Origin of the sequence: Kitasatospora sp. NRRL B-11411 (assembly GCF_000721345.1) — a bacterium.
GTDB classification, from domain to species: Bacteria; Actinomycetota; Actinomycetes; order Streptomycetales; family Streptomycetaceae; genus Kitasatospora; species Kitasatospora cineracea.
On record NZ_JOGH01000067.1, the window covers coordinates 1 to 23,272 of the forward strand.

General features: G+C 74.7%; 25 protein-coding genes and 1 pseudogene. 9 read left to right on the forward strand and 17 right to left on the reverse strand.

The window, feature by feature from the left end; all coding sequences use genetic code 11:
• The first annotated feature begins 456 nt into the window (after positions 1-456).
• Entirely contained in the window at positions 457-1,353 is an 897-nt protein-coding gene (locus tag IH44_RS41395) for an AI-2E family transporter (RefSeq protein ID WP_063759681.1), read from the forward strand.
• Between the two features lie 19 nt (positions 1,354-1,372).
• Here IH44_RS41395 and IH44_RS0125400 read toward each other — a convergent pair whose 3' ends face one another.
• Complete coding sequence (locus IH44_RS0125400; protein ID WP_157852460.1) at positions 1,373-1,582, reverse strand: hypothetical protein; 210 nt, start codon at positions 1,580-1,582, stop codon at positions 1,373-1,375.
• A gap of 252 nt (positions 1,583-1,834) precedes the next feature.
• Positions 1,835-2,521: an HAD family hydrolase gene (locus IH44_RS0125405; RefSeq protein ID WP_030462039.1), complete on the reverse strand. Its 687-nt coding sequence runs from the start codon at positions 2,519-2,521 to the stop codon at positions 1,835-1,837.
• Positions 2,522-2,667: 146 nt separating this feature from the next.
• On the opposite strand from IH44_RS0125405, the gene IH44_RS0125410 reads away from it, so the two are divergent.
• Positions 2,668-3,183, forward strand: a complete 516-nt coding sequence (locus tag IH44_RS0125410) for a DUF6328 family protein (protein WP_051817303.1) — start codon at positions 2,668-2,670, stop codon at positions 3,181-3,183.
• Between the two features lie 162 nt (positions 3,184-3,345).
• Positions 3,346-4,362 (forward strand): SDR family oxidoreductase, encoded by a 1,017-nt coding sequence (locus tag IH44_RS0125415; protein WP_030462041.1) that lies wholly within the window; start codon positions 3,346-3,348, stop codon positions 4,360-4,362.
• Between the two features lie 36 nt (positions 4,363-4,398).
• On the opposite strand, the gene IH44_RS0125420 is transcribed toward IH44_RS0125415, so the two are convergent.
• The 13 genes from IH44_RS0125420 to IH44_RS0125490 form a co-directional block, all read right to left on the reverse strand.
• Positions 4,399-5,169, reverse strand: coding sequence for a hypothetical protein (locus IH44_RS0125420; protein ID WP_030462042.1), 771 nt, complete (start codon positions 5,167-5,169; stop codon positions 4,399-4,401).
• The gene (locus IH44_RS0125425; RefSeq protein WP_030462043.1) at positions 5,166-5,816 is read right to left on the reverse strand and encodes a hypothetical protein; all 651 of its coding nucleotides are present in this window, start codon (positions 5,814-5,816) and stop codon (positions 5,166-5,168) included. The genes IH44_RS0125420 and IH44_RS0125425 overlap by 4 nt, the downstream gene beginning before the upstream one ends.
• Before the next feature lie 37 nt (positions 5,817-5,853).
• A complete protein-coding gene (locus tag IH44_RS0125430; protein ID WP_030462044.1) occupies positions 5,854-7,065 on the reverse strand; it encodes a putative T7SS-secreted protein in 1,212 nt (403 codons plus the stop codon).
• Positions 7,065-7,364, reverse strand: coding sequence for a WXG100 family type VII secretion target (locus IH44_RS0125435; RefSeq protein ID WP_030462045.1), 300 nt, complete (start codon positions 7,362-7,364; stop codon positions 7,065-7,067). Before IH44_RS0125435 ends, IH44_RS0125430 begins: the two co-directional genes overlap by 1 nt.
• A gap of 359 nt (positions 7,365-7,723) precedes the next feature.
• Positions 7,724-8,650, reverse strand: coding sequence for a GNAT family N-acetyltransferase (locus tag IH44_RS45630; protein WP_063759682.1), 927 nt, complete (start codon positions 8,648-8,650; stop codon positions 7,724-7,726).
• 88 nt (positions 8,651-8,738) lie between these two features.
• Positions 8,739-8,948, reverse strand: a complete 210-nt coding sequence (locus IH44_RS0125450) for a CsbD family protein (RefSeq protein ID WP_030462046.1) — start codon at positions 8,946-8,948, stop codon at positions 8,739-8,741.
• Positions 8,949-9,009: 61 nt separating this feature from the next.
• A complete protein-coding gene (locus IH44_RS49775; protein WP_063759683.1) occupies positions 9,010-9,393 on the reverse strand; it encodes a hypothetical protein in 384 nt (127 codons plus the stop codon).
• A 198-nt stretch (positions 9,394-9,591) separates the two neighbouring features.
• Positions 9,592-10,725, reverse strand: a complete 1,134-nt coding sequence (locus tag IH44_RS0125460) for an enolase C-terminal domain-like protein (protein ID WP_030462048.1) — start codon at positions 10,723-10,725, stop codon at positions 9,592-9,594.
• A 10-nt stretch (positions 10,726-10,735) separates the two neighbouring features.
• Positions 10,736-13,246, reverse strand: coding sequence for a GMC family oxidoreductase (locus IH44_RS44515; protein ID WP_081967108.1), 2,511 nt, complete (start codon positions 13,244-13,246; stop codon positions 10,736-10,738).
• Positions 13,243-13,722 (reverse strand): hypothetical protein, encoded by a 480-nt coding sequence (locus IH44_RS0125475; RefSeq protein ID WP_081967109.1) that lies wholly within the window; start codon positions 13,720-13,722, stop codon positions 13,243-13,245. The genes IH44_RS44515 and IH44_RS0125475 overlap by 4 nt, the downstream gene beginning before the upstream one ends.
• A complete protein-coding gene (locus IH44_RS0125480) occupies positions 13,719-15,512 on the reverse strand; it encodes a thiamine pyrophosphate-requiring protein (protein ID WP_030462051.1) in 1,794 nt (597 codons plus the stop codon). The genes IH44_RS0125475 and IH44_RS0125480 overlap by 4 nt, the downstream gene beginning before the upstream one ends.
• Positions 15,513-15,672: 160 nt before the next feature.
• The gene (locus tag IH44_RS0125485) at positions 15,673-16,053 is read right to left on the reverse strand and encodes a VOC family protein (RefSeq protein WP_030462052.1); all 381 of its coding nucleotides are present in this window, start codon (positions 16,051-16,053) and stop codon (positions 15,673-15,675) included.
• 233 nt (positions 16,054-16,286) lie between these two features.
• A complete protein-coding gene (locus tag IH44_RS0125490; protein ID WP_030462053.1) occupies positions 16,287-17,168 on the reverse strand; it encodes a LysR family transcriptional regulator in 882 nt (293 codons plus the stop codon).
• 96 nt (positions 17,169-17,264) lie between these two features.
• Between IH44_RS0125490 and IH44_RS0125495 the strand changes: the two genes are divergently transcribed.
• Entirely contained in the window at positions 17,265-18,023 is a 759-nt protein-coding gene (locus IH44_RS0125495) for an SDR family oxidoreductase (RefSeq protein ID WP_030462054.1), read from the forward strand.
• A gap of 80 nt (positions 18,024-18,103) precedes the next feature.
• Here the strand turns inward: IH44_RS0125495 and IH44_RS0125500 are convergent, their stop codons facing one another.
• The gene (locus IH44_RS0125500) at positions 18,104-18,850 is read right to left on the reverse strand and encodes a MerR family transcriptional regulator (RefSeq protein WP_030462055.1); all 747 of its coding nucleotides are present in this window, start codon (positions 18,848-18,850) and stop codon (positions 18,104-18,106) included.
• A 97-nt stretch (positions 18,851-18,947) separates the two neighbouring features.
• Here IH44_RS0125500 and IH44_RS0125505 point away from each other — a divergent pair, with 97 nt between their 5' ends.
• The 3 genes and pseudogenes from IH44_RS0125505 to IH44_RS0125515 all read left to right on the forward strand — a co-directional run bounded on the left by IH44_RS0125505 (position 18,948) and on the right by IH44_RS0125515 (position 20,557).
• Positions 18,948-19,457, forward strand: coding sequence for a DUF4188 domain-containing protein (locus IH44_RS0125505; RefSeq protein ID WP_030462056.1), 510 nt, complete (start codon positions 18,948-18,950; stop codon positions 19,455-19,457).
• A 158-nt stretch (positions 19,458-19,615) separates the two neighbouring features.
• A pseudogene (locus IH44_RS0125510) lies at positions 19,616-20,056 on the forward strand (DUF2199 domain-containing protein); the annotation flags it as partial.
• Between the two features lie 141 nt (positions 20,057-20,197).
• On the forward strand, positions 20,198-20,557 hold the full coding sequence (locus IH44_RS0125515; RefSeq protein ID WP_030462058.1) for a hypothetical protein: 360 nt from the start codon (positions 20,198-20,200) through the stop codon (positions 20,555-20,557).
• 53 nt (positions 20,558-20,610) lie between these two features.
• Here IH44_RS0125515 and IH44_RS0125520 read toward each other — a convergent pair whose 3' ends face one another.
• Positions 20,611-20,991, reverse strand: a complete 381-nt coding sequence (locus tag IH44_RS0125520; protein ID WP_030462059.1) for a hypothetical protein — start codon at positions 20,989-20,991, stop codon at positions 20,611-20,613.
• Positions 20,992-21,347: 356 nt separating this feature from the next.
• On the opposite strand from IH44_RS0125520, the gene IH44_RS0125525 reads away from it, so the two are divergent.
• Both IH44_RS0125525 and IH44_RS0125530 read left to right on the forward strand, forming a co-directional pair.
• Positions 21,348-22,286 carry a hypothetical protein gene (locus tag IH44_RS0125525; RefSeq protein WP_232795083.1) on the forward strand — a complete coding sequence of 313 codons (939 nt, stop codon included), beginning with the start codon at positions 21,348-21,350 and terminating at the stop codon, positions 22,284-22,286.
• 48 nt (positions 22,287-22,334) lie between these two features.
• On the forward strand, positions 22,335-23,267 hold the full coding sequence (locus IH44_RS0125530) for a hypothetical protein (RefSeq protein ID WP_030462061.1): 933 nt from the start codon (positions 22,335-22,337) through the stop codon (positions 23,265-23,267).
• The last annotated feature ends 5 nt before the right edge of the window (positions 23,268-23,272 follow it).

Here is a 23,272-nt window from a genome sequence, read left to right on the forward strand (position 1 = left end):
GGGCGGGGCGGCGGGGTGGGACGGCGGGCAGTAGCGGGTAGCGTGCGGCGGTTCGGGCAGACGGTAGGGCCGGAGGTGATGCCCCGATGCCCGGACCTGGACTCGGACCTGGCACTGGACCCGGCCCCGGCCCCCGGCCCGGCCGGGGTTCCCGGCGGTACGTCGCGCCCGGGAGGGGACGACGGGCGCGGGTGCGGGCGCCGTTGGGCAGCCGTTCCGCCGTGGCGCGGGTGCCGCGCGGGCGTCCCGGGCCGGTGGCCGGGCGGCGGGGCGGGTGGGAGCGGGCGGCGGGGCGGGCCGGGCGGCTGCTGCTGGTGGCCGCGGCCGGGTACGCGGGCTACCTGGTGGTCAGCCGGCTGATCCTGCCGGTGGTGGCGGTGTTCGTCGCGCTGGTGCTCACGGCCGTGCTGCGGCCGCCCGTCGACCTGCTGGCCCGTCGGATGCCGCGCGCTGGCGGTGCTGCTGACGGTGCTGGGCGCGCTGGTGCTGATCGCCGGGCTGGGGGTGCTGGTCGCGGTGGTGGTCCGGGCGCAGGCGGGGCAGCTCGGCGGGCAGGTGCGCGGCGGGGTCGACCGGCTGGAGCACTGGCTGGAGGGGCCGCCGCTGCACGCCCGGTCCGGGACGCTGACGGACCTCCGGCAGCGGCTGGGCGAGCTGCTCAACACCCACCGGCAGGCCGTCCTGTCCACCGCCCTGACCAGCGCGGGGTGGGTGGTGGAGGCGGCGGCCGGGGCGGCGCTCGCGGTCTTCTGCGCCGTGTTCCTGACCCATTCGGGGGAGCGGATGTGGGGCTGGGCGACCGGCCTGCTGCCCGCCCGGAGCGCGGTGCTCTGGCGCCGGGCCGGGCACGCCGCGTGGCGGGCCTTCGCCGGGTACACCCGGGGGCTGTTCCTGGTCGCGGGCACCAACGCCGTCCTGGTCGGGGTGGCGCTGGCGGCCCTCGGCGTGCCGCTGGCGGTGCCGCTGGCGGGCCTGGAGTTCGTGGCGGCGCTGATCCCGCTGGTCGGTTCGCCGATCGCGCTGGCCGTCGCCTCGCTGGTCGCCCTCGCCACCCGCGGGCCGGTCACCGCCCTGCTGGTGCTGGCCCTGATCGTGCTGATCGGCCAGCTGGAGGGACACGTCCTGCACCCGCTGGTGATGGGCTGGGCGGTCCGGCTGCACCCCGTCGCGGTCGCCCTGGCGGTGGCCGTCGGCGGCACCCTCGGCGGGATCGTCGGCGCGGCCGTCGCGGTACCGGTGCTGTCGGTGGGCTGGGCGGTGTTCCGCGAGCTGCACGAGCCGCGCGCGGGAGGGGACGGGCGCGGGGGAGGGGAGAGAAGCGCGGGAGGGGACGGACGGAGAGCGGACCGATGATCGGACCGTCATGAAGCGATCATCGGGAGGACCGCGTCACGTGCAACACCCCGAGCAGCACCGAGAGCAGCGCCCGGCAGGGTGGGCCGAGCACCGCCCGGAACTGGTGGTGGCGCATGGTGCGCAGGCGCAGGTCCAGCTCGACGTCCACCCGCAGTTCGGCCTCCAGGGCCGCCAGCAGTTGGCGTTCCCGGGGGGAGAGCGTCGCGCCGTCCACCGTCCTCACCACCAGTCGATCAGTCGATCAGTCGATCAATCGTCGGTCGTCAGTCGTCCACGACCGTGGCCGGGCCCGCGACCGTGGCCGCGCGCGCAGCCGGGTCCAGCAGCGTGCACAGGGCACACAGGGCACACAGGGCCGTCCAGGACGCCGCGCGGACGCGGTAGCCCAGGCGGCGGGCACAGCAGATGCAGGTCAAGCAGGCAGAGCGGGCAGAACGGGCAGAGCGGGCGAGGCGGCCGCTCGTCGTACGCGTCCCGTTCACCGTTCACCGGTCCGCGGCCGGGCCAGCAGGCTGTCGTCCAGGCCGTCCAGCAGCCCGCCCACCGAGGGGTGCACCTCCAGGGCGCCCGCGTCGCGCAGCTCCGCGGCGGCGAAGCCGCCGGTCTCCACCCCGACGCACGGCGTCCCGGCCCGGTTCGCGGCCCGGACGTCCCACACGCTGTCGCCGACGAACACCGACCGGTCCGCCGCGGCGGACACCTGCGCCAGGCTGCTGCGCACCAGGTCGGGGGCCGGCTTGGAGGCGTCCACCGCGTCCGCGTCGGCCGTCGCGTGCACCGCGTCGTCGGCGTCCAGCACCCGGCGCAGCACGTCGAGTTCACGGCCCGAGGCGGAGGTCGACAGCACCACCCGCCACCCCCGCCCGGCGCACTCCCGCAGCAGGTCGCCCGCCCCGGGGAAGGCCCGCAGGCCGGGCCAGTGCTGGGCGTACAGCGCGAGGTGCGCGGCGCTGACCGAGTCGTCCTCGGAGCGGTCCCGGTCGTCCCCGAGCAGGTGGTCGAGCAACTGGTCGCTGCCCATGCCGATGGCCCGGTGCACCCGGGCGGCGTCCACCTCGTGGCCGTACTGCGCCAGCGCCTGCCACCAGGCGAGGGTGTGCAGGTAGGTGGTGTCCACCAGGGTGCCGTCCACGTCGAACAGTGCGGCCGCGACGTCCGCTGCCATGCCCCGTCGCCTCCTCCCGACCCGTCCCCCCGCCGGAACTCTTCCGGTGCGTGGCCCCGTCTACCCCGGCCGCCGCGCCCCACACCCCCGGTTTCCGGTCCGCCCCGGCCGGACAGACGCCCTGCGGACGGAAGGGGGCCACCACCGTGCCCGAGGACCGCCGGGGTCGCCACGAGACGCCGAACGAGCGTGCGGACCGGCGCTGGACCGAACTGCTCCAGGAGGTCCGGGTCGCCCAGACCGGCGCGCAGATCCTGTTCGGCTTCCTGCTGAGCGTGGTCTTCATGCCGCGCTTCACCACCCTCGACACCTTCGAACGCGGCCTGTACGTGGTCACCGTCGTCCTCGGCGCCCTCGCCACCGGCGCACTGATCGCCCCCGTCGCCTACCACCGGCTGCTCGCCGGCCGCCGCCTCAAGCCCCAACTCGTCGACGCCACCGCCCGAGTGGTCACCCTCGGCGTCGTCCTGCTCGCCCTCACCGTCGGCTCCGCGCTGCTCATGCTGCTGCACCTGGCCACCGGCGGCAGCCCGTTCGCCTGGCTGATCGTCGCCGTCGTGATGGCCTGGTTCGCCCTGTGGTGGCTGCTGCTGCCCTGGCTGCTGCTGCACCGCAACGGCAACGGCAGTAACGGCGACGACCACGGTGACGGTGAGCCCTGAGCCCTGAGCCCTGAGCCCTGAGCCCTGAGCCCTGAGCGCTGAGCCCTGAGCGCTGAGCGCTGAGTGCTGAGCGCTGAGTGCTGAACGCCGAAGCCGTCTCGTCCGGGCCCCGCTGCGGTCCGGTGCGGTTTCCGTTCCGCCCGGACCGGTCAGACGTCTGCCATGGCACCCACCGAACCCCGCACCGTCGTCGTCACCGGCGCCTCCGCCGGCGTCGGCCGCGCCGTGGCCCGCGCCTTCGCCGCCCGCGGCGACCGCGTCGCCCTGCTGGCCCGCGGCCGGGCCGGACTGGACGCCGCGCTGGAGGAGGCCCGCGACATGGGGGCCCGCGCGATGGCCGTCACCGTCGACCTCGCCGACCCGGACGCCGTCGAACGCGCCGCCGAGAGCGTCGAACGCGCCCTCGGCCCGATCGACGTCTGGGTCAACGCCGCCCTCGCCTCGGTCTTCGCCCCCTTCACCGAGATCACGCCCGCCGACTTCCGCCGCGTCACCGAGGTCTCCTACCTCGGCTACGTGTACGCCACCCGCGCCGCGCTGCGCCGGATGCTGCCGCGCGACCGCGGCTGCGTGGTCCAGGTCGGCTCCGCGATCGCCTACCGCGGCATCCCGCTGCAGAGCGCGTACAGCGGCGCCAAGCACGCCCTGCAGGGCTGGAACGAGGCCGTGCGCTGCGAACTGCTGCACCAGGGCACGGCGGTGCGCACCACGATGGTGCAGCTGCCCGCCGTCAACACCACGCAGTTCGACTGGGTGCGCTCCCGGCTGCCCCGCCAGGGCCGCCCCGTCGCGCCCGTCTACCAGCCCGAGCCGATCGCCCGCGCCATCGTGCACGCCGCCGACCACCCCGGCCGCCGCGAGTACCGGGTCGGCGGCTCCACCGTCGCCACCCTGCTGGCCAACGCGCTCGCCCCCGGCCTGCTCGACCGCTACCTCGCCCGCACCGGCTACGACGCCCAGCAGACCGACGCCCCGCGCCCGCCCGACCAGCCCGACAACCTGTGGGCCCCGCTCGACGAGCACCGCGACCACGGCTCCCACGGCCGCTTCGACGACGAGGCGCACGCCCGCTGCCTGCAAGCCTGGGTCGACCGCCACCGCGCCCCGCTGGCCGCCACCGCCGCCACCGCCGCGCTGCTGCTGGCGGCCGGCGCGCTCGGCCGACGGCGCTGCCGCTGACCCGCCGCCGGCAGCCGGCAGCCGGCAGCCGCGGGGTCAGACCAGCCGGGTGCCGAACGGGTCGCCGCCGGCCGGGGCCGCGGTCGGGGCCGGGGGAGGGGCGGGCGCCTTCGGCGCGGTCGGGAAGCGGACGCTGCGCACGACCCGGACCAGCAGCGGGGCGTACACCTCGGGCCAGCTGTCGACGTCCGGGGTGCTGAGTTCGAGCAGCAGGACGCCCCGGAGCGCGGGCGGCATCGGCAGGTACGCCTTGGCGGAGAGCAGCGGCACGCTCTCCTCGGCGGTGAGCTGCCAGCCCGGCTGCTGTTCGAGGGTGATCACCACCGGGCCGGCCGGGGCGTCGAACCGGCGGAGCGTCGGCGACGGCCCGGCGTCCGGCGGGGTGAGGACCTCGACCAGCCCGGCGGCGGCGGTGGCCTGCGGGGTGTCGTCCCCGGTGCCGAGCGCGGTGACGGTGAGCGTCGCCGTGGACAGCCGGTCGCCGACCGTGCCGAGGCAGGTGCCGGACCAGATCGCGCCTGCCCCGTCGAGCGCGGCCGACCCGGCCGCGTACAGCTCGGTGAGCGCCTGCCGCCGGGCGGGCGGCAGCCCCTCGGCGGCCGGGCCGAGCCGGGCCAGGACCAGCTCGTAGGCGTCGTCCACGCCGTCGGCGGGCTCGAACGGCACGAAGTCGGGCGGGACGTCGAACTCCACCGTCGCCGCCCGGTCCGCGTGCGCGTCGCTCGTGCTGTCCGCGGTGTCCGCGGTGTCCGCCGGGGTTGCTGCGTTCTCCGGGCTCTGCGGGGGTCGGGCGGTGCTGCCGGTCAACGGTCGTCCTCACGGGTCAGGGAGCGCGGTGGGGGAGGCGGTGGCGGCGGGGTGCCGGGGCCCGGCGGCGGGTCGTACGGGGGTCGGCGGTCGGCGGCCGCATCGAGCAGCCGGTCGCGGTGGCGCCTGGCGGGCAGGTAGCCGACCAGGAACGCCAGCGCGACGGCGCCGAGGACTGCGGCCGCCGCCGGGGCGCTCGCCGCCAGGGCCAGCGCGGCGACGGCGAACACGCCGCCGATCACCAGCAGGCCCGCCGGGCGGTACTCCGCGTCGACCTGCTCGGGCGTGGCCCGGGGCATCCGGTCGGGCGCGGGCGGGAGCGGCCCGCAGCCGGGCGGCCACCCCGGGGGCGTCCAGGCGGCCGGGGCGCCGGTGTGCGGGCCGGTCCACGGCACCGGGGCGGGTGCGCCGGGCCGCAGGTCCGGGGCGCGCATCCACGCGGCCCGGGCCCGGGCGGCCGGGTCCTGGTCCAGCACGGCCCGCACCCGCTTGTGGTGGGTGCGGCCGACCTGCCGGGCCTGTTCGAGCCGGTAGCCGTAGAGCCAGCACAGCCAGCGCAGCCGGCCCTCGTCGAAGGTGAAGGAGTTGACCAGTTCGTCGACGGTGCCCCGGCCGTCGAGCAGCAGGGCGGTGCGGGTCAGGTCCATCCGGCCACCCCGTGCGGGCATCCTGCCTGACGCATCGTCAACTCCCGTTCCCGGCGGCGGCCCTGTCCTTCTCGGAGCCGTCGTGCCAGGCGTTGTCCAGGCCCACCAGCAGCGGGCCGCCCAGCAGCAGTTCGCCCCACTGGCCGCCGTCGCGGGGCAGGAACTGGCGCAGGCCGCTCGCGTCCTTCGACCAGCCGTCCAGGGAGATGCCGGTGGCACCCAGGGCTACGCCGTTGCCGACCGCCTCCCGGGCGAACAGCGAGGCGGCGAGCTTGCCGGTCTTGCCGACCTCGCCGATCACCGGGACCATGCCCATCACGTCGACCGCGAAGCTCAGCGGCGGTACGTCCGCCCCCGCCGCCGCGGCCACGCCGTGCGCGGCCAGCGCGGCGCCGGACAGGCCCATCGAGACCGCGTTCAGTGCGGCCGCGCCGACCTCCAGCGGCGGGAACACCAGCCCGGCGCCGGCCAGCGCGATCGAGCCCAGGCCGACCAGGGTGCTCGCGTTGGAGAGCAGGTCGCCGACCGCCGCGATCGCGTTGGCGTGCGACCTGGCCCACTCCATGGCTTCCTTGGCGAGCTGGACGTGCGCCTGGGCGACCTTCTTCACGCTGTCCATCAGGTTGGCGAACCAGCCCGGACCGTCCGGCGCGTCCTCGCCGGCCCGGGCCACCACCCGGGCGGCCTGCCGGGCCAGTTGGTCGTGCTCGGCGCGCAGCGCCTCGGCCCGGGCCACGATGCCCTGCAAGTCGGCGTCGGCCGCCCGCAGTTCGGCGTCCGCCTTGCGCAACCTGCTCTCGGCGTCGGCGAGTTGCCGCTCGTCCTGGAACCACAGGCCGCCCAGCTTCAGGTCCGGGTTGTCGGCGGCCCGGGCGCGCCGGGCCTTCGCCGCCCGGGCCTGCTCCTCCTGGTCGGCGGCGGTGCGCTGCAGACCGGCGAGCTGGTCGCGCCAGCCCGCCAGCGCGGTGTACGCCGAGCTGAACGACGCCTGGGCGACGTCGAGTTGGCCCGGCAGCTTGGCGATCCGGGCGGAGAACGCGTCCGCCGCCTCGCCCTGCCAGGCCCCGCCGCCGCAGGACGCCCGGTTCACGCTGCTGCGGGCGTCCTCCAGCTCCTTCGCGGCCTGCTGGAGGTCGCGGACCAGCTCGTCGATGCCGGGCAGGCTGCCGGGCGCCGGGTCGAACCCGAGCGCGTCGAACCCCTCGCGGTCGGTCGGTGCGGCCCAGGCCGGGAACGGAAGGGTCGACATCAGGCCGCCTCCCCCGCCATCACCCGGCGCACCGTCTCGTCGGTCTCCCGGTACGCCCGCACGGTCACGTCCAGGCCCTCGCTGATCGCGTGCAGCGTCTCGTTGAGCTGCTTCAGCCCGTACTTCCAGTCGTCGGCGAACGCCGCGCACGCGCCGTCCAGTTCGCGCTGCCCGGTCACCTGCGGCGACGTGCGGCCCAGCGCGTGCAGCGCACCGCCCATGCTGCCGGTCGCCTCGGCGAGCTCCTTCGACACCCGGCCGAGCTCGTCGACCTCCACCCGGAACGTCCCCTGGGCCACAGCTCCCCCTCGTCTCCCCGTCCCACCGCGTCCGGCCCCGTCGCCCGGCGCAATTCCGCGCAGCCTACCCGGAATTGCGGGGGACGACGGATTCTGGGTGTTTCCTGGAAATCGGACCGGAAATCCCTTGGGGCCACTCTGGCCGGCCGATATCTCCAACTCGCTTGTGGTGGACGGGATTTGGTGGAGGGTGGGGAATACGGGGGCGGACCGGCGGGGCGGGCTCCTCGGCGGGACGGTGCGGGACGGTGCGGGCCGTCGCGGGAAATCCGCCGTCGAACGAGCGGTCGGACACTGCTTTGGCTGTAGCAGGTCTGTACTTGACTGTTACTTGACCTGGGAGGGGGTGGGTGGGCAGGTCAGGACAGGTCGAGGCCCAACTGCCCGGCCCCGTCCGGCAGGTCGCGGAAGCCGCCGTGCCGCCGCAGCCAGGCCCGGGTGCCCGCCGGGGCGGTGGACGGGACGCGGGCGGTGAGCCGGCCGACCCCTTCGGCGCGGGCTGCCCGCAGCAGCGGGCCGAGCAGCTGGGCGCCGACCCCGCGACCCCGGTGCGCGGGCACCAGCACGACGGTCAACTCCGCAGTGCTGCCCACCTGTTCGCCATCGTTACCGTCACCGCCGGGCCTGCCGCCGCTCTGTTCTCCGGTGTGCCGGAACCAGGCCGCGCCGATCGGCACCGGCTGCCAGCCGGACTCCTCGGTGGTGGAGAGGGCCACCAGGCCGAAGTCGCCGGGGCGCGGCCAGCCGTCCGCGCGGCGCGCGACCTGCCGGCTGTCGGCGCCGTCGGAGTTGTCGGAGTTGTCGGGGGCGCCACCGGCCCCGGCGGTCAGCAGGTCGCGCAGCAGGCCGGCGTCGGTGGTCAGGGCGAGCCGGAGGTGGACGTCCGCCGGGCCGGTCCCGGGCCAGTACTCCTGCTCGCGTCCGGCGGGGGTCAGCAGGCGGAGCCGCGGGCCGTGGAACATCCACACCCGGAAGTACACCTCCTCCTGGTCCATCACCATCAGCTGGACGAACCCGGGTTGCTGCCAGGGGAGTTGCTCGACCCGGGCGATCAGGGCGGCGAGGTCCGCGTGGTTCAGCGCCCCGGCGTACACGTCGCACTCCGGGAACTTCCCGCCGCCCCACCGGGTGTCCGCCCCGGTGGTCTCGCGCAGCGCCCCGACCCACCCCGTCCTCCCGTCCCGGCCCCGGAGCGGTGCGTCGGACTCCAGCCAGCGGCTCAACTCCTCGGCGAGGGGGCGGTCGTCGGGCTCGACCGACAGCATGACGTTGGCGACGTGGCTCATGCCGCGAGCCAACCAGGGCCGGGCCCGTCCGGCGAGCGGGTTTTCGCCGCTGTCGGACGGGCCCGGCCCGGTGGGGCGGGGGGCGGGGTCAGCGCTTGAAGGCGCCCTTGACCTTGTCGACGCCCTCGGCGACCCGGTCCTTGGCCTTGTCGACGCCCTGCTTGGCCTGGGCTCCGGCCTGGTCGGCCCGGCCCTCGTTCTCCAGCCGGTCGTTGTCGGTCGCGGCCCCGGCCTTCTCCTTCGCCGCGCCGACGGCCTCCTCGGCCTTGTGCTTCATGCGGTCGGATGCGTCACTCATGGTTCGGTCCTCCTCGATCGTGCGGTGGTGGTGCGGTCCGGTCGGTCAGTGGCCCGGTCGGTCAGTGGGTGAAGCGGTGGCGCGGGCGGCCGGGCGGGCGCTGGGCGGTGGGGGGCTGGTTGGCGGCGGGACGGTCGGCGGCCGGCAGGTCCGCCGGGACGCCGTCCGGATCGGTGGTGCGGTCCAGCACCAGACGGGTGTCCTCCGGCGGGACCGTCCGGCGGTGGCGCCGCCACCGCAGGCCGCCGCCCATCAGGGCGAGCCCGGCGCAGAAGATCAGCGCGAGGGCCAGCCCGGCCAGGAACGCGCCCAGGGTGCTCATGGTGGCGATCTGGTGGCCGAGCACGGTGACGCCCGTCTCGGGCCCGCCGCCGAGATTGTCGGCGATCAGCAGGCCCGCGAACGCGCCGGACGCGGCGAACAGCAGGAGTCCGAGCAGCAGCATGGTCCAAGTCCTTTCGCTGGCTCCGTTGCTTCGTGAGTTCGAGGTTTCGAGGTTTCGAGGCTTGAAGGCTTCGTGGCCCAGGGGTTCTCGTGCTCCTCGGGGCCCCGGTGCACCGTTGCCCCGGGTCGGGAGGCGTCTGCCCACTGCGCCCGGGCCGAATCAGCCGTCCCGCGGGGCGGCCCGCCGGGCCGGGCCGGGTCAGCCGTCGGGCCGGAGCGGGGGCCAGGCGTCCACCAGGTAGGGCGCGGCGCGCCGCTCGGCGAGGGACAGGCCGTGCCCGGGGGTGCCGTCCGCGCCGGGGGCGACGGTGCCGCCGGCCGGGTCGAGGACGCCGTCGAACAGCAGCGACTCGACCCGGACGTGGTCGTGGAACCACTCCAGGTGCCGGACCCCGGCGGCCAGGGCGGCCGCCGCGTGGGCGTGCGCGTGCGGGGAGCAGTGCGCGGAGAGCGGGACGCCGGCCGCCTCGGCGACGGCCGCGGCGCGCAGGAAGCCGGTCAGCCCGCCGCAGCGGGTCGCGTCCGCCTGCAGGCAGTCCACGCTGGGGGCGAGGCGGGCGAAGTAGCGCGGTTCGTCGCCGTACTCGCCCGCCGTGACGTCGGGGGAGACGGTGTCTCGGACGGTGGCCAGCCCGGCCAGGTCGTCGGAGGGCACCGGTTCCTCGAACCAGGACACCCCGTCCGCGGCGAACGCCGCCGCCAGCCGGATCGCCCGCTTCGCGGTGAACGCGCCGTTCGCGTCCACGTACAGCGCCGCGTCCGGGCCGATCGCGGCGCGGGCGGCGGAGATCCGTTCGAGGTCGCGTTCGGGGCGGGTGCCCCAGGACTCGCCGATCTTGATCTTGACGCGCGGGATGCCCTGCTCCTCGACCCAACCGCGCAGCCGGTGCTCCAGCACCCGGTCCGGGTAGGTGGTGAACCCGCCGCTGCCGTACACCTCGACCGGCCGGGGCCGCCCGCCCAGCAGCCGCACCAGCGGGATGTCCAGCAGCCGGGCGGAGAGGTCCCACAGCGCCAGGTCGACGGCGGACAGCGCGTACGTGCCCAGGCCCGGCCGGCCCGCGTTGCGCAGCGCCCGCCGCATCGCCTCGTACGCGCCGGCGGTGTCGAGCGCGTCGCGGCCGAGCACCACCGGGGCGAGCAGGCCGTGCAGCAGTGCACCGGTGGCGGGCGCGCCGTACGTCCAGCCCAGGCCGGTGGCCGGGCCGCTGCCCACCGCGACCAGCACCAGGGTGGTGGCGTCCCAGGCGAGCGTGCCGTCGGCCTCGGGCCGGTCGGTCGGGACGGTGTACACCCGGACCGACAGGCGTTCGATCGGATGGTCTGACCACATGACGGTCACCTCACGACTGTCGCTTCGGGTGCTCCGCGCGCTCCGCGTGCTCCGCGTGCTCCGCGCGCTCCGGGCGTTTCGGGCGCCCCGCGTGCTCCGGGCGCCCCGCGCGCTCCGGGGTGCGCAGGCCCGCGCGGGCCCCGGCGGCGAGCACGCCCGCGGCCCGGTCGACCAGGGCCATGATGGTGAGCGCCGGATTGGCGGCGCCCTGGGTCGGCAGCACGCTGCCGTCGGTGATCAGCAGGTTCGGCACCGCGAAGGAGCGCAGGTCCCGGTCGACCACGCCGTCCTCCGGCCGGGTGGCCATCCGGCAGCCGCCCACCAGGTGTGCGTACCGGTCGATGGTGATCACCTCGCTGGCGCCCGCCGCCGTCAGGATCGCCTCCATCACGCCGCGCGCGGCCGCGATCAGCTGCCGGTCGTTGTCGCACTGCGAGTAGGCGAAGTGCGCGACCGGCAGCCCGTGCCGGTCCTTCTCCTCCGCCAGGGTGACCCGGTTGCCGGGCTGCGGGAGCAGCTCGGCCATCGCGCCGAGCGTCGCCCAGTGCACGTAGTCGGACAGGTAGTGCCGCAGGTTGGCACCCCAGTGGCCCTGGGCGACCACGTGCTCGGCCCAGGTGATCGGCAGCGGCGAGATGTTCTGGATGGTGAACCCGCGCCGGTACGGCTTGGCCGGGTCGGTCTCGTAGAACGCCTCGGTGGACACCTCCGGCGGCGGCGCCTTGTACGCCCGGACCTCCTGCTCGAACCGGCCCGAGGTCTGCGGCGCGCCCTGCACCATCACGTACCGGCCGACCTGGTCGAAGTCGTTGCACAGGCCGTCCGGGAAGCGGGCGTTCGCCGAGTTGAGCAGCAGCCGGGGCGTCTCGATCGCGTACCCGGCGACCGCCACCGTCCGGGCCCGCTGGAGGTGCTCGCGCCCGCCGCGCAGGTAGCGCACGCCGCGGGCCAGGCCGTCCGGGCCGAGCTCGACCGCGGCGGCCATCGCGTCGGAGCGGACCTCCACGCCGTGCGCCAGCGCGTCCGGCAGGTGGGTGATCAGCGGCGACGCCTTGGCGTTGACCTTGCAGCCCTGGAGGCAGAACCCCCGGTACACGCAGTGCGGACGCCGCCCGAACCGGCCGTTGGTGATCGCCACCGGCCCGACCCGGGCCTCCAGACCGAGCGCCGCCGCCCCGCGCAGGAACACCTCGCCGTTGCCGCTCACCGGGTGCGGCGCGTGCGGGTACGCGTGCGGCTCGCCCCACGGCCAGTACTGCCCGGCCACCGGCAGCTCCGCCTCCAGCCGCTGGTAGGAGCCGCGCAGGTCGCCGTACGCCAGCGGCCAGTCCGCGCCCACCCCGTCCCGGCTGAGCGTCTCGAAGTCGGAGGGGTGGAAGCGCGGCGCGTACCCGGCGAAGTGCACCATCGAACCGCCCACCCCGCGCCCGGAGTTGTTCGACCCCATCGGCACCGGGTCGGAGCCGGACAGGACCCGCGGCTCGGTCCAGTACAGCTGGTGCGAGGCGTACTCGTCGCTCACCCAGTCCCGCAGCGGCTCCCAGAACGGGCCCGCCTCCAGCACCACCACCGACCAGCCCGCCCGGGCCATCCGCTGCGCCAGCACGGTGCCGCCCGCGCCGCAGCCGACGATCACCAGGTCGACCTCGTCCTCGTCCCGGTGGCGGCGCATCCGCTCGACCAGCTGCCGGTCGAAGCCCAGGCCGTCGCGCGGCAGCAGCCAGGCGGAGGCGTTGCGCCGGCGCACCGCGCGCTGGCGGCGGGCCGACTGGTGCAGGGTGGCGAGCGCGGCCTTCGCCCCGCTGTGCCGCCCGGGGTCGGTGACGGCGGGCAGCGGCGGCGGGTCGGGCGGCTCGGACGGAGGGGACGGCACAGCGGGGTCGGACGGGTCGGCGTCCGGCTGCCGCTCGGGGTGCGCGTCGGCGACCTCCCACGGCTCGCGGCGTCCGAGGCCCAGCCGGGCGTATCCGGACGGGAAGGCCGGGCCGCCGAAGCCGATCTCGTCCCAGGCCGCCGGGTGGCTGTAGTAGGCGGTGCAGGCGTAGCGGGTCCACAGGCTCCACACGTGCTTGGCCGGCCAGCCGTGCCAGCGCACCGCCCGGCGCACCTTCTCGATCAGGCCGTCCTGCTGGCGCACCGTCAGCTCGGCGAAGGCGGGGCGGCCGGGCAGTGCCCGGGCGTCCTCGTCCAGCGCCCGCATGCTCTCCGGCCAGGCCCGGTCGTCGGGCGGCAGGTCGGCGTAGTGCCAGCCGTCGGTCTCGCGCTCGGCCAGCCGGGCGTCGATCATCGGCAGCAGGTCGACCGGGGGGTGGTCCAGCAGCCGCTCCAGCAGGGCCCGGGCGGCGGCCTCCTCGGCGGGCGCGAACAGCCGCAGCGGCGGGCGCGGGCCCGCCACCCGGCCCGTCACCACGGCCGCCGTCGCCGGGTCCCAGTGCGGGCGGCGGGCCAGCGAGTCGTAGCCGGGGAACCGGCCCTCGTACGGCGGCCGCCCCTCCTGCCCCGGCCGCTCCCGCGCGCTCACGACCCTCCCTCGCGCCGCAGCACCGCCGCGACCAGGCCCATCCCGCCGACCATGCCCAGCAGCAGCGGGGCGAACACCGGCGGGCCGGTCTCCAGGTTGAACCGGGCCATCCGCCAGCCGCCCGGCTTCTCCGCGACGCCGCGCACGTGCAGCCAGAACCCCTGCAGCCCGTTCGCGGCGATCGCCGCCGAGACCAGCGGCAGCAGCGTCCGGGCCGCCTTGGCGTCCACTGCGCCCGCGATGCCCGCGGCCGCGCCGACCGGGCCCAGCACCACCGGCCACCACATCATCCGGTTGCCGAACCCGGCCCGGTCGTGCTCCAGGTAGATCTCGGCGGCCGCCACCACCGAGCCCGCGCCGGTGGCCAGCGCCAGCGAGCGCTGGAACCGGCCCTCGCGGACGGCTTCGAGCGGCCGCACCACCGCGGACGGCCGCACCGCCGTGGACAGCCGCACCGCCGCCAGCGGCCCGGTCACGACCTGCTCCGGTGCGGCAGCAGCTCGGCCAGCTTGGCCCGCAGCCCGCGCTTGACCACGGCCACCCGGTCGCTGTCGCCGCGCAGCACCGACTCGGCGGCGTCCTTGATCTGCGACCAGTCGGCGTGCGGCGGGATCGGCGGCACCGCCGGGTCGGTGCGCACGTCCAGCACGCACGGCCGGTCCGCGCCCAGCGCCCACTCCCAGGCCGCCCGGACCTTGCCCGGCTCCTCGACCCGCAGCCCGCGCAGGCCCACCGACTCGGCGAAGTCCGCGTACCGGACGTCCGGCAGCTGCTGCGAGGGCAGGAAGCTCGGCGCGCCCTCCATGGCCCGCATCTCCCAGGTGACCTGGTTCAGGTCGTGGTTGTTCAGCACGCACACCACCAGCCGCGGGTCGCTCCAGCGCTCCCGGTAGCGGGCGATGGTGACCAGCTCGGCGAGCCCGTTCATCTGCATCGCGCCGTCGCCGACCAGCGCCACCACCGGCCGGTCCGGGTGCGCGAACTTCGCGCCGATCGCGTACGGCACGCCCGGGCCCATCGTCGCCAGTGTCCCCGACAGCGAGCCGCGCATCGTGCCGCGCATCCGCAGGTGCCGGGCGTACCAGTTGGCCGCCGACCCCGAGTCCGCGGTCAGGATCGCGTCCTCGGGCAGCAGCGCGTCCAGCGCGTGCACCAGGTACTCCGGATTGATCGGATCGGCCGCGACCTTCGCCCGCTCCTCCATCACGCCCCACCAGCGCTCGGTGTTCTTCTCCACCCCGCGCTGCCAGCTGCGGTCCTTCTTGCGGTGCAGCATCGGCAGCAGCCGGTCCAGCGTCGCGGCCGCGTCCCCCACCAGGTTCACCTCGTACGGGTAGCGCAGCCCCACCATGAACGGGTCGGCGTCGATCTGCACCGCCCGCGCCTGGTCGAACTCCGGCAGGAACTGGGTGTACGGGAAGCTGGAGCCGACGGTCAGCAGCGTGTCGCAGTCCCGCATCAGCTCGTACGAGGGCCGGGTGCCCAGCAGCCCGATCGACCCCGTCACGTACGGCAGGGTGTCCGGCAGCACGTCCTTGCCGAGCAGCGCCTTCGCCACCCCCGCCCCCAGCAGCTCGGCCACCTGCTCGACCTGCTGCCGCGCCCCGCGGGCGCCCTGGCCGACCAGCATCGCCACCTTGCCGCCCGCGTTCAGCACCTCGGCGGCCCGCAGCAGCTCGCCGTCGTCCGGCACGGGGTGCGAGTGCGGCATGCCCAGGCTGGACGGCACCATCTTGAACGCGTGCTCCGGCGCCTGCTCGGGCAGCTCCTGCACGTCCGCCGGGATGATCACCGCGGTCACGGTGCGGTACGTCGCGGCCGTCCGGAACGCCCGGTCCAGCACGTTCGGCAGCTGCTGCGGGACGGTCACCATCTGGCAGTACGCCGAGGCCACGTCCTTGTACAGGCTCAGCAGGTCCACCTCCTGCTGGTACGAGCCGCCCATCGCGCTGCGGTTGGTCTGCCCGACGATCGCCACCACCGGCACGTGGTCGAGCTTCGCGTCGTACAGCCCGTTCAGCAGGTGGATCGCGCCCGGGCCGGAGGTCGCCGCGCACACGCCGACCTGCCCCGAGAACTTGGCGAACCCCACCGCCTCGAACGCCGCCATCTCCTCGTGCCTGGCCTGCACGAACGCGGGCCGGTCGTCGGCCCGCCCCCACGCCGCCAGCAGCCCGTTGATCCCGTCCCCCGGGTACCCGAACACCTGCTCCACGCCCCACTCCCGCAAGCGGGCGAGCACCTGATCCGCCACAGTCCTGGACACGGGACGTCCCTCCTTCTCGCTCCTGCACGCGTCTGCGCGCCTGCGCGTCCGCACGCCTTCGCGCACGGCGGCACCACTGCCGTGCGTCTGACCGCCCCCGCCGGAACGGAAACACGGCGGGGGCGGCGCGGAGCGGAGGAACGGTGGGGCGGGGGAGCGGTCAGAGCTCCCTGATCCGGGCCTTGAGCAGGCAGAACACGTTGCCCTCCGGGTCGGCCAGGACGTGCCAGGGCTCCTCGCCGGTCTGCCCGATGTCGGCCGGGCGGGCCCCCAGGGCGAGCAGCCGCTCCAGCTCGGCGCCCTGGTCGCGGTCGGTCGGGTTGACGTCGAAGTGCAGCCGGGCCCCGACCGGCCCCGGATCGGTGCAGGCGCTCAGGAACAGCGTCGGCTGCGCACCGCCGAAGCCCTCGCGCGGACCGACCTCGACACTGCCGTCCGCCTCCCGGCCGACCACCACGAAATCCAGCACCTCGCACCAGAACCGGGCCAGCGCCTCGGGTTCACGGCACTCGAGCACGAGCTCACTGATCCGACACGCCATCGACCGAACCTGCTTCCGGGGAGGAGGAGTTGACGACCCGTCCGCACCCGGTGACCCGGCGGTCGCCCCGGCGCGCACCCGCCGCCGACCGTACCCGGGGCCCCGGACGGACGCGACGGATTTTCCCACCGCCCGACCCCGACGTGTCGCCCGACCCCGGCGTGTCGCCCCTCCGCGGCCGGACCCGGCCGTCGACGGCGGAGGCCTGGTGCAGCCGTAACGGCCTGACCCGGTCAGGACGGCGGCGGCGGGCCGAGCCGTACGGCCGTGCGGACCAGTGCGGCGAGGGGCAGCGAGCGGCTGTGCGGCGGCCAGGCGATGTGGGTGACGATGGGCGGTGCGTCGGTGAGCGGCACCGCGGCGTGCTCGGCCCACAGCCAGGCCCGGGCGGAGGCCGGGAAGACGGCCATGGTGCGTCCGAGGGCGATCAGTTGGGCCAGCTGCGTCTGGTCGCGGACCTCGGGGCCCGGGCCGGGCGGGTAGGTGCCGCGGCGGGGCCAGCGGGCCATCGGGAGGTCCGGGAGGTCGCCCACGTCGGCCATGGACAGGCTCGTGCGGGCGGCCAGCGGGTGCCGGGCGGGCAGGACGGCGATCTGACCCTCGGTCAGCAACTGCTCGCTGTCGAACCCGGCCAGGGAGTTGTACGGCGAGTGCATCAGCGCCACGTCGGCGCGGCCGTCGCGCAGCATGTCCTCCTGCTCGCAGGTGCCGCTCGGCAGCACCTCGACCTCGGCGGCGCCCGGCTCGGCCGCGTAGGCGTCGAGCAACCTGCGCAGCAGCTCGTGGGAGGCCGCGGCCTTCACCGTCAGCACCAGGCGGTCGCGGCGGCCCCCCGTGCCGTCGGTGCCGCCGGCCCGGCAGGTGCGGCGCGCGGCGGCGGCGGTCGCGGCGAGGGCCGCGCGGCCCTCGCGCAGCAGCACCTCCCCGGCGCCGGTCAGCGCGACGCCGCGGCGGTTGCGCTCCAACAGGCGTACGCCGAGCCGCCGTTCGAGCTGCTGGATGGCCCGGGACAGCGGCGGCTGCGCCATGCCGAGGCGCTCGGCGGCCCGTCCGAAGTGCAGCTCCTCGGCCACGGCCGTGAAGTACGTCAGCTCGCGGGTCTCCAGGGTGTCCACGGCCACAGCGTACGCCGCCGGTGATACCCGCCGGGTATGACAGGGCACCGTACCGGTGTTGGAAGCGCCGCCCGTCCGCGGGCGAGGATCGGCGGCATGAGCGAAGCAGTCATGAACGACACCACGAGGATCGCGCTGGTCACCGGCGCCAACAAGGGAATCGGGTACGAGATCGCGGCCGGACTCGGCGCCCTCGGCCACCGGGTGGGCGTGGGGGCCCGCGACGCGGACCGGCGCGAGGCCGCCGTCCGCAAGCTGCGCGAGGCCGGGATCGACGCGTTCGGGGTGCCGCTGGACGTGACCGGCGACCGGAGCGTCGCCGAGGCCGCGGAACTGGTCGAACGGCAGGCCGGACGCCTGGACGTACTGGTCAACAACGCCGGCATCTCCGGGCCGCCGACCGGCCAGGGCTGGGAGCAGGACCCGACCGCGCTCGACCTCGACGTGGTCCGGGCCGTCGTGGAGACCAACGTCATCGGCGTCATCCGGGTCACCAACGCGATGCTGCCGCTGCTGCGGCGCTCGGCGTCACCGCGGATCGTCAACCTCTCCAGCACCGTCGGCTCCCTGACCCTGCAGGCGGACCCCGGCGCCGACGTCGGCCCGGTCATGGCCGCCTACGCGCCGACCAAGACCTTCCTCAACGCCGTCACCGTGCACTACGCCCGGCAGTTCGCCGGCACGGGCATCCTGGTCAACGCCGCCTGCCCCGGCCTGGTCGCCACCGACTTCACCGGCTTCCACGGCTCCCGGACCGCCGCGCAGGGCGCGGCCGCCGCGATCCGGCTCGCCACCCTGCCCGACGACGGCCCGACCGGTTCGTTCTCCGACGACGCCGGCGTCATCCCCTGGTGACGGGCCCCGGCCCCGGTCTGGCCCCGGCTCTGTGACGGGCCCGGCTCCGGCCCTGTGACGGGCCCGCCGCGAACCGCCGGTCAGAGCCCGTAGCGGCGGTTGGACTCCTCGCACTGGGCCAGGCGGCGCAGGTTGAGCAGGACCGGCTCGAACAGGGCGGCGGAGGCGACGGCGTACTCCGTCTGCTCCCGGGGGGTGGGGAGCTGCTCCATCCGGTCCAGGTCGTGGGCGGCGGCCTGCTCCATGGTGCGGGCGTACGGGAGCAGGTCGTCGGCGTCCAGGGGGTAGCCGAGGCGGTGCAGGGTGGCGAGGGTGGTGACCAGGGCGCGGTGGGCGGGGGAGAGCGCGCCGAGCTCGCGGGCCGCCGACCAGCCGAGCCGGGCCAGCAGCTCGTCGACCAGCAGGTCGGCGGCGGCGCGGTGCGGGTCGACGGCGGCCTCCCGGGACGGGCTCGCAGCCTCCCGGGACGGGCCCGCGGCCTCCGCCGGCCCGCCGGCGGCCTCCCGGGACGGGCCCGCGGCCTCCGCCGGGGCGCCGGGGGCCTCCCCGGCGGGGTGCGGCAGGGCCCAGAGCGCCGCGCCGAGCCGCACGGTCAGGCCGAGCGAGTCGTCGTCGACGTGCGCCAGCACCTCCCGCACGGTGGCCACCGGGATCCGCCCGACCTGGATCATCGCCCGCACCAGCCGCAGCCGCCGCAGGTGGGACTCGTCGTACTCGGCCTGGGTGGCGTTGATCCGGCGGCCGGGCGGGAGCAGTCCCTCGCGCAGGTAGTACTTGACCGTGGCGAGCGGGACGCCGCTCCGCTCGCCGAGATCCGCCAGGCGCATCCCCTTGTGCCCTCCGTTGACGAGTGCCACTATCCGAAGCACTTGGTGAGTTGGGCTATCCAATCACGGGCGGCCCGACGGAGACGAGGGGGACACCATGCCTGCGAAACCGATACCCGGCCGGACCACCGCCGCAGCCGACGGCAAGGTCGTCCTCTTCCTGATCGGCATGCGGATCAACCACTTTCGGGCCCCGCACCACTGGCTGCCGGTCTTCCTCGCCATGCCCCGGATGCTCCGCGAACTCTCCCGCGACCCCGACAGCGGCCTGCTCGGCTACCAACTGCTCACCGGCTCGCCCCGCACCTACTACGTCGTCCAGTACTGGGAGTCCGAGGAGAAACTGCTCGCCTACGCCGCCGCCCCCGGCAAACTGCACCGCAACGCCTGGGCGATGATCAACCGCTTCGAACGCAACTCCCGCCAGCACGTGGGCATCTGGCACGAGACGTACATCGTCCCGCCCGGCAACTACGAAGCCATCTACGGCGACATGCCCCCCTACGGCCTCGCCGCCGCCACCGGCACCCTCCCCCTCGAACACCGCGGCCGCACCGCCCGCGACCGCCTCGCCCACGGCAAGCAACACCCCCGGCAACAACCCTGACCCCGCCCCACGACCGGCCGACAGGCCGACCGACCGCCCGGGCCCGGTGCGCGGCGGTCGGCGAGGGCGCCGTCATGGGCGGTGGCTAGGCTCCTGCCATGTCCGACGACCCCGGTTTCACCTGCTCCTGCTGCGGTGCGCACCACGCAGAGACCCCCATGAACTACTCGGCCACGGCTCCCGCCGTCTGGGACCCCGGCTTCGAGGCGGACGGCGACAGCATGCTGTCGTCCGACCAGTGCGTCATCAAGGGGCAGCACTTCTTCATCAGGGGCTTGATCGAGATACCGGTGATCGGCAGCGCGGACGTCTTCTCCTGGGGCGTCTGGGTCTCGCTGAGCAGGGACAATTTCGCCCGCGCGCTCGACAGGTGGAACACGGAGGGCCGGGAGTCCGAGCCGCCCTACTTCGGCTGGCTCAGCACCGAACTCACGCCCTACTCGCCCGGCACCCTCAACCTGAAGACCAACGCCCACACCCGGCCGCTCGGCAGACGCCCCTTCATCGAACTCGAGCCCACCGACCACCCGCTCGCCGTGGAGCAGCGCACCGGCATCACCCGCGCCCGGGTGCGCGAGATCGCCACGGCCGTCCTGCACCCCGTCCTGACCCCGCGCCGGGCCCGGGCCAAAACGCTTGGCTCCGGGCCGGGTCGGGTGGCTACGCTCGCGGCATCGAGTCGGACGGGGGCTGGAGCTGCTGGGCCCGGTCCGGGGTAGCTGTGTTGTGGGGAGGACCGGATGGACGTGCCCGAGCCGTTGACCGAGGAAGAGCTCGCCGGGATCGAGGAGCTCCTCGCGGCCACCACTCCCGGGCCCTGGTACGTCCGGTCGCTCGACGACGACCATGCGATGTGCTTGGTCGCCGTCAGCACGGTGCCCGACACGGGGCTCGGTGAGCGCTGGCCGGACTTCGACCACCACGAGATCGTGGCGGCCACGCTCGTCCAGCAGCCGCGCTACGTCGACGTGGTCGACGAACGCTGGGACGAGAACGCCGCGTTCATCGCCGGCGCCCGGCAGGACGTCCCCCGGCTGGTCGCGGAGGTCCGGCGCCTCAACCGGCTGCTGGCGGCGGGGCGGGTGGCCGGGGCGGAGTGACGCCGCACGCCCCCGGCGGGGCCGGGGGGCGTGCGGGGGTGGCCGGGTGCGGGTCAGGGGCACCTGGGGATGGCGTTGTTGTGGAACGCGGCGGCGCCGTCGACGTAGGGGGCGAAGACCCAGCCGCCGACCTGCTGGTAGGGCGCGCCGCCGTAGATCTCCTGGAAGGCGTGGTACCAGACGTCGCCGAAGGTGCCGACGTTGCCGCCGACGGTCCAGCAGTTCACGGCGACCGAGTCGCCCGGGTGCAGGTCGGGCACGCCGACCTTGGCGGAGCCCGCGTTGGGCGACGAGTAGACGCCGGCGCTGTAGGTGGTGCCGAGGGCGATCACGACGCTGCCCGAGGCCGGGGCGCTGCCGGCGCCGATGGCGGCGGTGGTCGCCGCGACGAGTACGGCGGTGGACGCGGCGGCGCGCTTGAGCACCTTGCCCATGGCTTGTTCCCCCTTGGAGTCGTGCGGTCAGTCTGAGGCATCCATGACAACAAGGGTGGGGAAGGGGACGCCATCCGGTTTCAGGACAACGTCTGGGGCTGGCAGTACGGATACGGCCAGGACTCAACTCTGATGCAACAAGGGTCGAGTGCCGCACCAGCAGCTTCCATCGGTCGATTGGGTTGCGGCGCGTCCGCCGCGGGTCGGCCCGGGATTCTTTTCTGTGGGCCTCTGGCGTGTCTCGTGCTCCCGGCGGGGAAAGTGGTGTATCCAGATCGGGGCTGCCCTGTAGCTGCGAGTACTGGGCAGGTATCGGGGAATCGGGGTGGTTCGTGGCAAGTAGTGCTTTCGAAGAAGTGTCGCAGTTGGGCAAGTTGGGGGACGCCTCCTTTGAACTGCTGCGGAGGCTGGTGCACCAGGTCCGGCGCACCTACGGCTTTCCGCCACCTGACGGGCACACGGTGTGGAGCGACGACGCCGCCTACGAGTTGCTCGCAGCGATGCTGTCCCGCAAGGGAGGGGGACAGAAGTTCGTCACCAGCTGTGCTGCGCTCGCCGCTGACGACGCTTCACTGGAGCGTGTGTTCCTCACCTCGGTCAGGTATTTCCTCATCGACGAGGCGAAGAGGACGCCGCGGGGCAAGCTCCGTCGCCGGATCGCCCGTCTGATGAGCGAGGACCCGGCCTACCGGAAGGTTTCGGGCAGGCCGCCGCGCTGGGCTTTGGCCGAGCATGCCGAAGGGGCTGTGTGGCAGGGGGATCTCGACGACGTCATCGTGCAGGCAGCGCGGGTGACGGGTGTCGGTATCACCCGCTGGAACCACTCGGGACCCACGCCCAAGCAGACGGTCCACGCCCTCAAGTCCGTTCTCCTGCACGTGCTGCAGTACGCGCAGGGCGCGCTGCGAGAGGAGGAACTCGCCAAAGTCCTTGAGGCCCGGTTCGAACTCCTGGCACCCGCCCGGTTCACCTCCCTCTACGCGGACGAGAGCACCGTGGGCACCGGCGCCGAACCCGTCGACGGGCAGGCGATCGGCTTCACGGGCGACCTTGGCGGGATCGAGGGAGCGGCCAAGGACATCTGGCAGCGTCTCTCCCCCGACGAACGCCTGCTGCTCCCCCACCTCGACGAAGACGCCCACCACGCGGCGCAGCTGTTGGAGATCCGGCAGCACCAGGCGGCTGCAGTCCTGTCGAACCTCAAGTCGAAGCTCCGCACGGCACTGGCCGCGGACATCGACCGGCAGGCGGTGATGAGGGCTCTGCTGCAGCGGGGCCTCGATGCCCAGTCCTGACCGGCCTCGAGTTGCGTCGTCCGAATCCAGTGAAGAGAGAATGCACTGATGGACCACAGCCACGGGGGAGACGGTATGAGCCCTGTCCACAGCACCGCCTACCAGCAGTTGATGGCCGTCGCGGCGGGGCTGAAGGTACCCGATGCCGTGCGCCGGGTGACCAGCGCGCCGCCCCAAGATCCGCAGCCCGGCCAGATCTGGCGAGCCGTGTGGGATGACGTCATCCAACTGCTGCTCATCACAGCAGTCGACGGCGACGTGCTGCGGGCCGTACCGGCGTCCTTCGAACGGTACGCCGACACCGACACCCTGCTCCTGCCCGCTACAGCATCCACCCTGGAGGAGTCGTTGGCACTGTGGTGGGGATTGGAGGCCGTCTTTCCCTGGTGTGTGCTGGACCGGCAGGTCAGCGAGCTGACCGACCGCCCCACATCCATGGCAGGCGGTTCGCTCGCCGACACTGTGGTCGGCGCCCGGTGGGGCAAGGGCGCAGCCGTGTCCGCTGCGGGCACTGAGTACCGAGGCGTTCTGGCCGACCGGGTCGCGGTCCTCGCCTCGGCTCGGTGGGAACCGCTGGGAACGGGAGGATTGCCACAACTGTTCAAGGACAGTGGTCTCACCCCGGGGATCCTCGCGGCTGAGCTGCAGTTACTGCCTCCGCAGGCACTGGCCGTGTGGAGGGGGATGCAGCCCCTCACCACCGACCAGGCTGCCGTGCTCGCCGAACGCCTCGGTCGATCGGCCGACGAGTTGATCGCGGCCAACCCCGCAGTGCCGCAGGACGTCGTGCGTGAGCTGAACCGTCCCTTGCGCCGCGCGCAGGTGAAGGCGCTTGCCGCGCGGCATGGCGAAGCCGAACTCGACGCCCGGCTGCGCGCCGCGTACGGCATCTTTGCGCTCGCCGCTCGCCAGTCCGGCCCGGCCCGGCCGGACTGGACGGCACGCACCGACCGTTACTTCGAACTGTGTCTGGGCGAGTAGGAGGA

Coding starts and splice junctions, on each gene's coding strand:
- IH44_RS0125485 (WP_030462052.1), bottom strand. CDS start 16,053: ATGGCGTGTCGGATCAGTGAGCTCGTGCTCGAGTGCCGTGAACCCGAG.
- IH44_RS0125530 (WP_030462061.1), top strand. CDS start 22,335: ATGGACCACAGCCACGGGGGAGACGGTATGAGCCCTGTCCACAGCACC.
- IH44_RS0125515 (WP_030462058.1), top strand. CDS start 20,198: ATGGACGTGCCCGAGCCGTTGACCGAGGAAGAGCTCGCCGGGATCGAG.
- IH44_RS0125500 (WP_030462055.1), bottom strand. CDS start 18,850: ATGCGCCTGGCGGATCTCGGCGAGCGGAGCGGCGTCCCGCTCGCCACG.
- IH44_RS0125430 (WP_030462044.1), bottom strand. CDS start 7,065: ATGTCGACCCTTCCGTTCCCGGCCTGGGCCGCACCGACCGACCGCGAG.
- IH44_RS0125415 (WP_030462041.1), top strand. CDS start 3,346: ATGGCACCCACCGAACCCCGCACCGTCGTCGTCACCGGCGCCTCCGCC.
- IH44_RS0125505 (WP_030462056.1), top strand. CDS start 18,948: ATGCCTGCGAAACCGATACCCGGCCGGACCACCGCCGCAGCCGACGGC.
- IH44_RS0125450 (WP_030462046.1), bottom strand. CDS start 8,948: ATGAGTGACGCATCCGACCGCATGAAGCACAAGGCCGAGGAGGCCGTC.
- IH44_RS45630 (WP_063759682.1), bottom strand. CDS start 8,650: ATGAGCCACGTCGCCAACGTCATGCTGTCGGTCGAGCCCGACGACCGC.
- IH44_RS0125520 (WP_030462059.1), bottom strand. CDS start 20,991: ATGGGCAAGGTGCTCAAGCGCGCCGCCGCGTCCACCGCCGTACTCGTC.
- IH44_RS0125425 (WP_030462043.1), bottom strand. CDS start 5,816: ATGGACCTGACCCGCACCGCCCTGCTGCTCGACGGCCGGGGCACCGTC.
- IH44_RS49775 (WP_063759683.1), bottom strand. CDS start 9,393: ATGCTGCTGCTCGGACTCCTGCTGTTCGCCGCGTCCGGCGCGTTCGCG.
- IH44_RS0125495 (WP_030462054.1), top strand. CDS start 17,265: ATGAGCGAAGCAGTCATGAACGACACCACGAGGATCGCGCTGGTCACC.
- IH44_RS0125405 (WP_030462039.1), bottom strand. CDS start 2,521: ATGGCAGCGGACGTCGCGGCCGCACTGTTCGACGTGGACGGCACCCTG.
- IH44_RS0125460 (WP_030462048.1), bottom strand. CDS start 10,725: ATGTGGTCAGACCATCCGATCGAACGCCTGTCGGTCCGGGTGTACACC.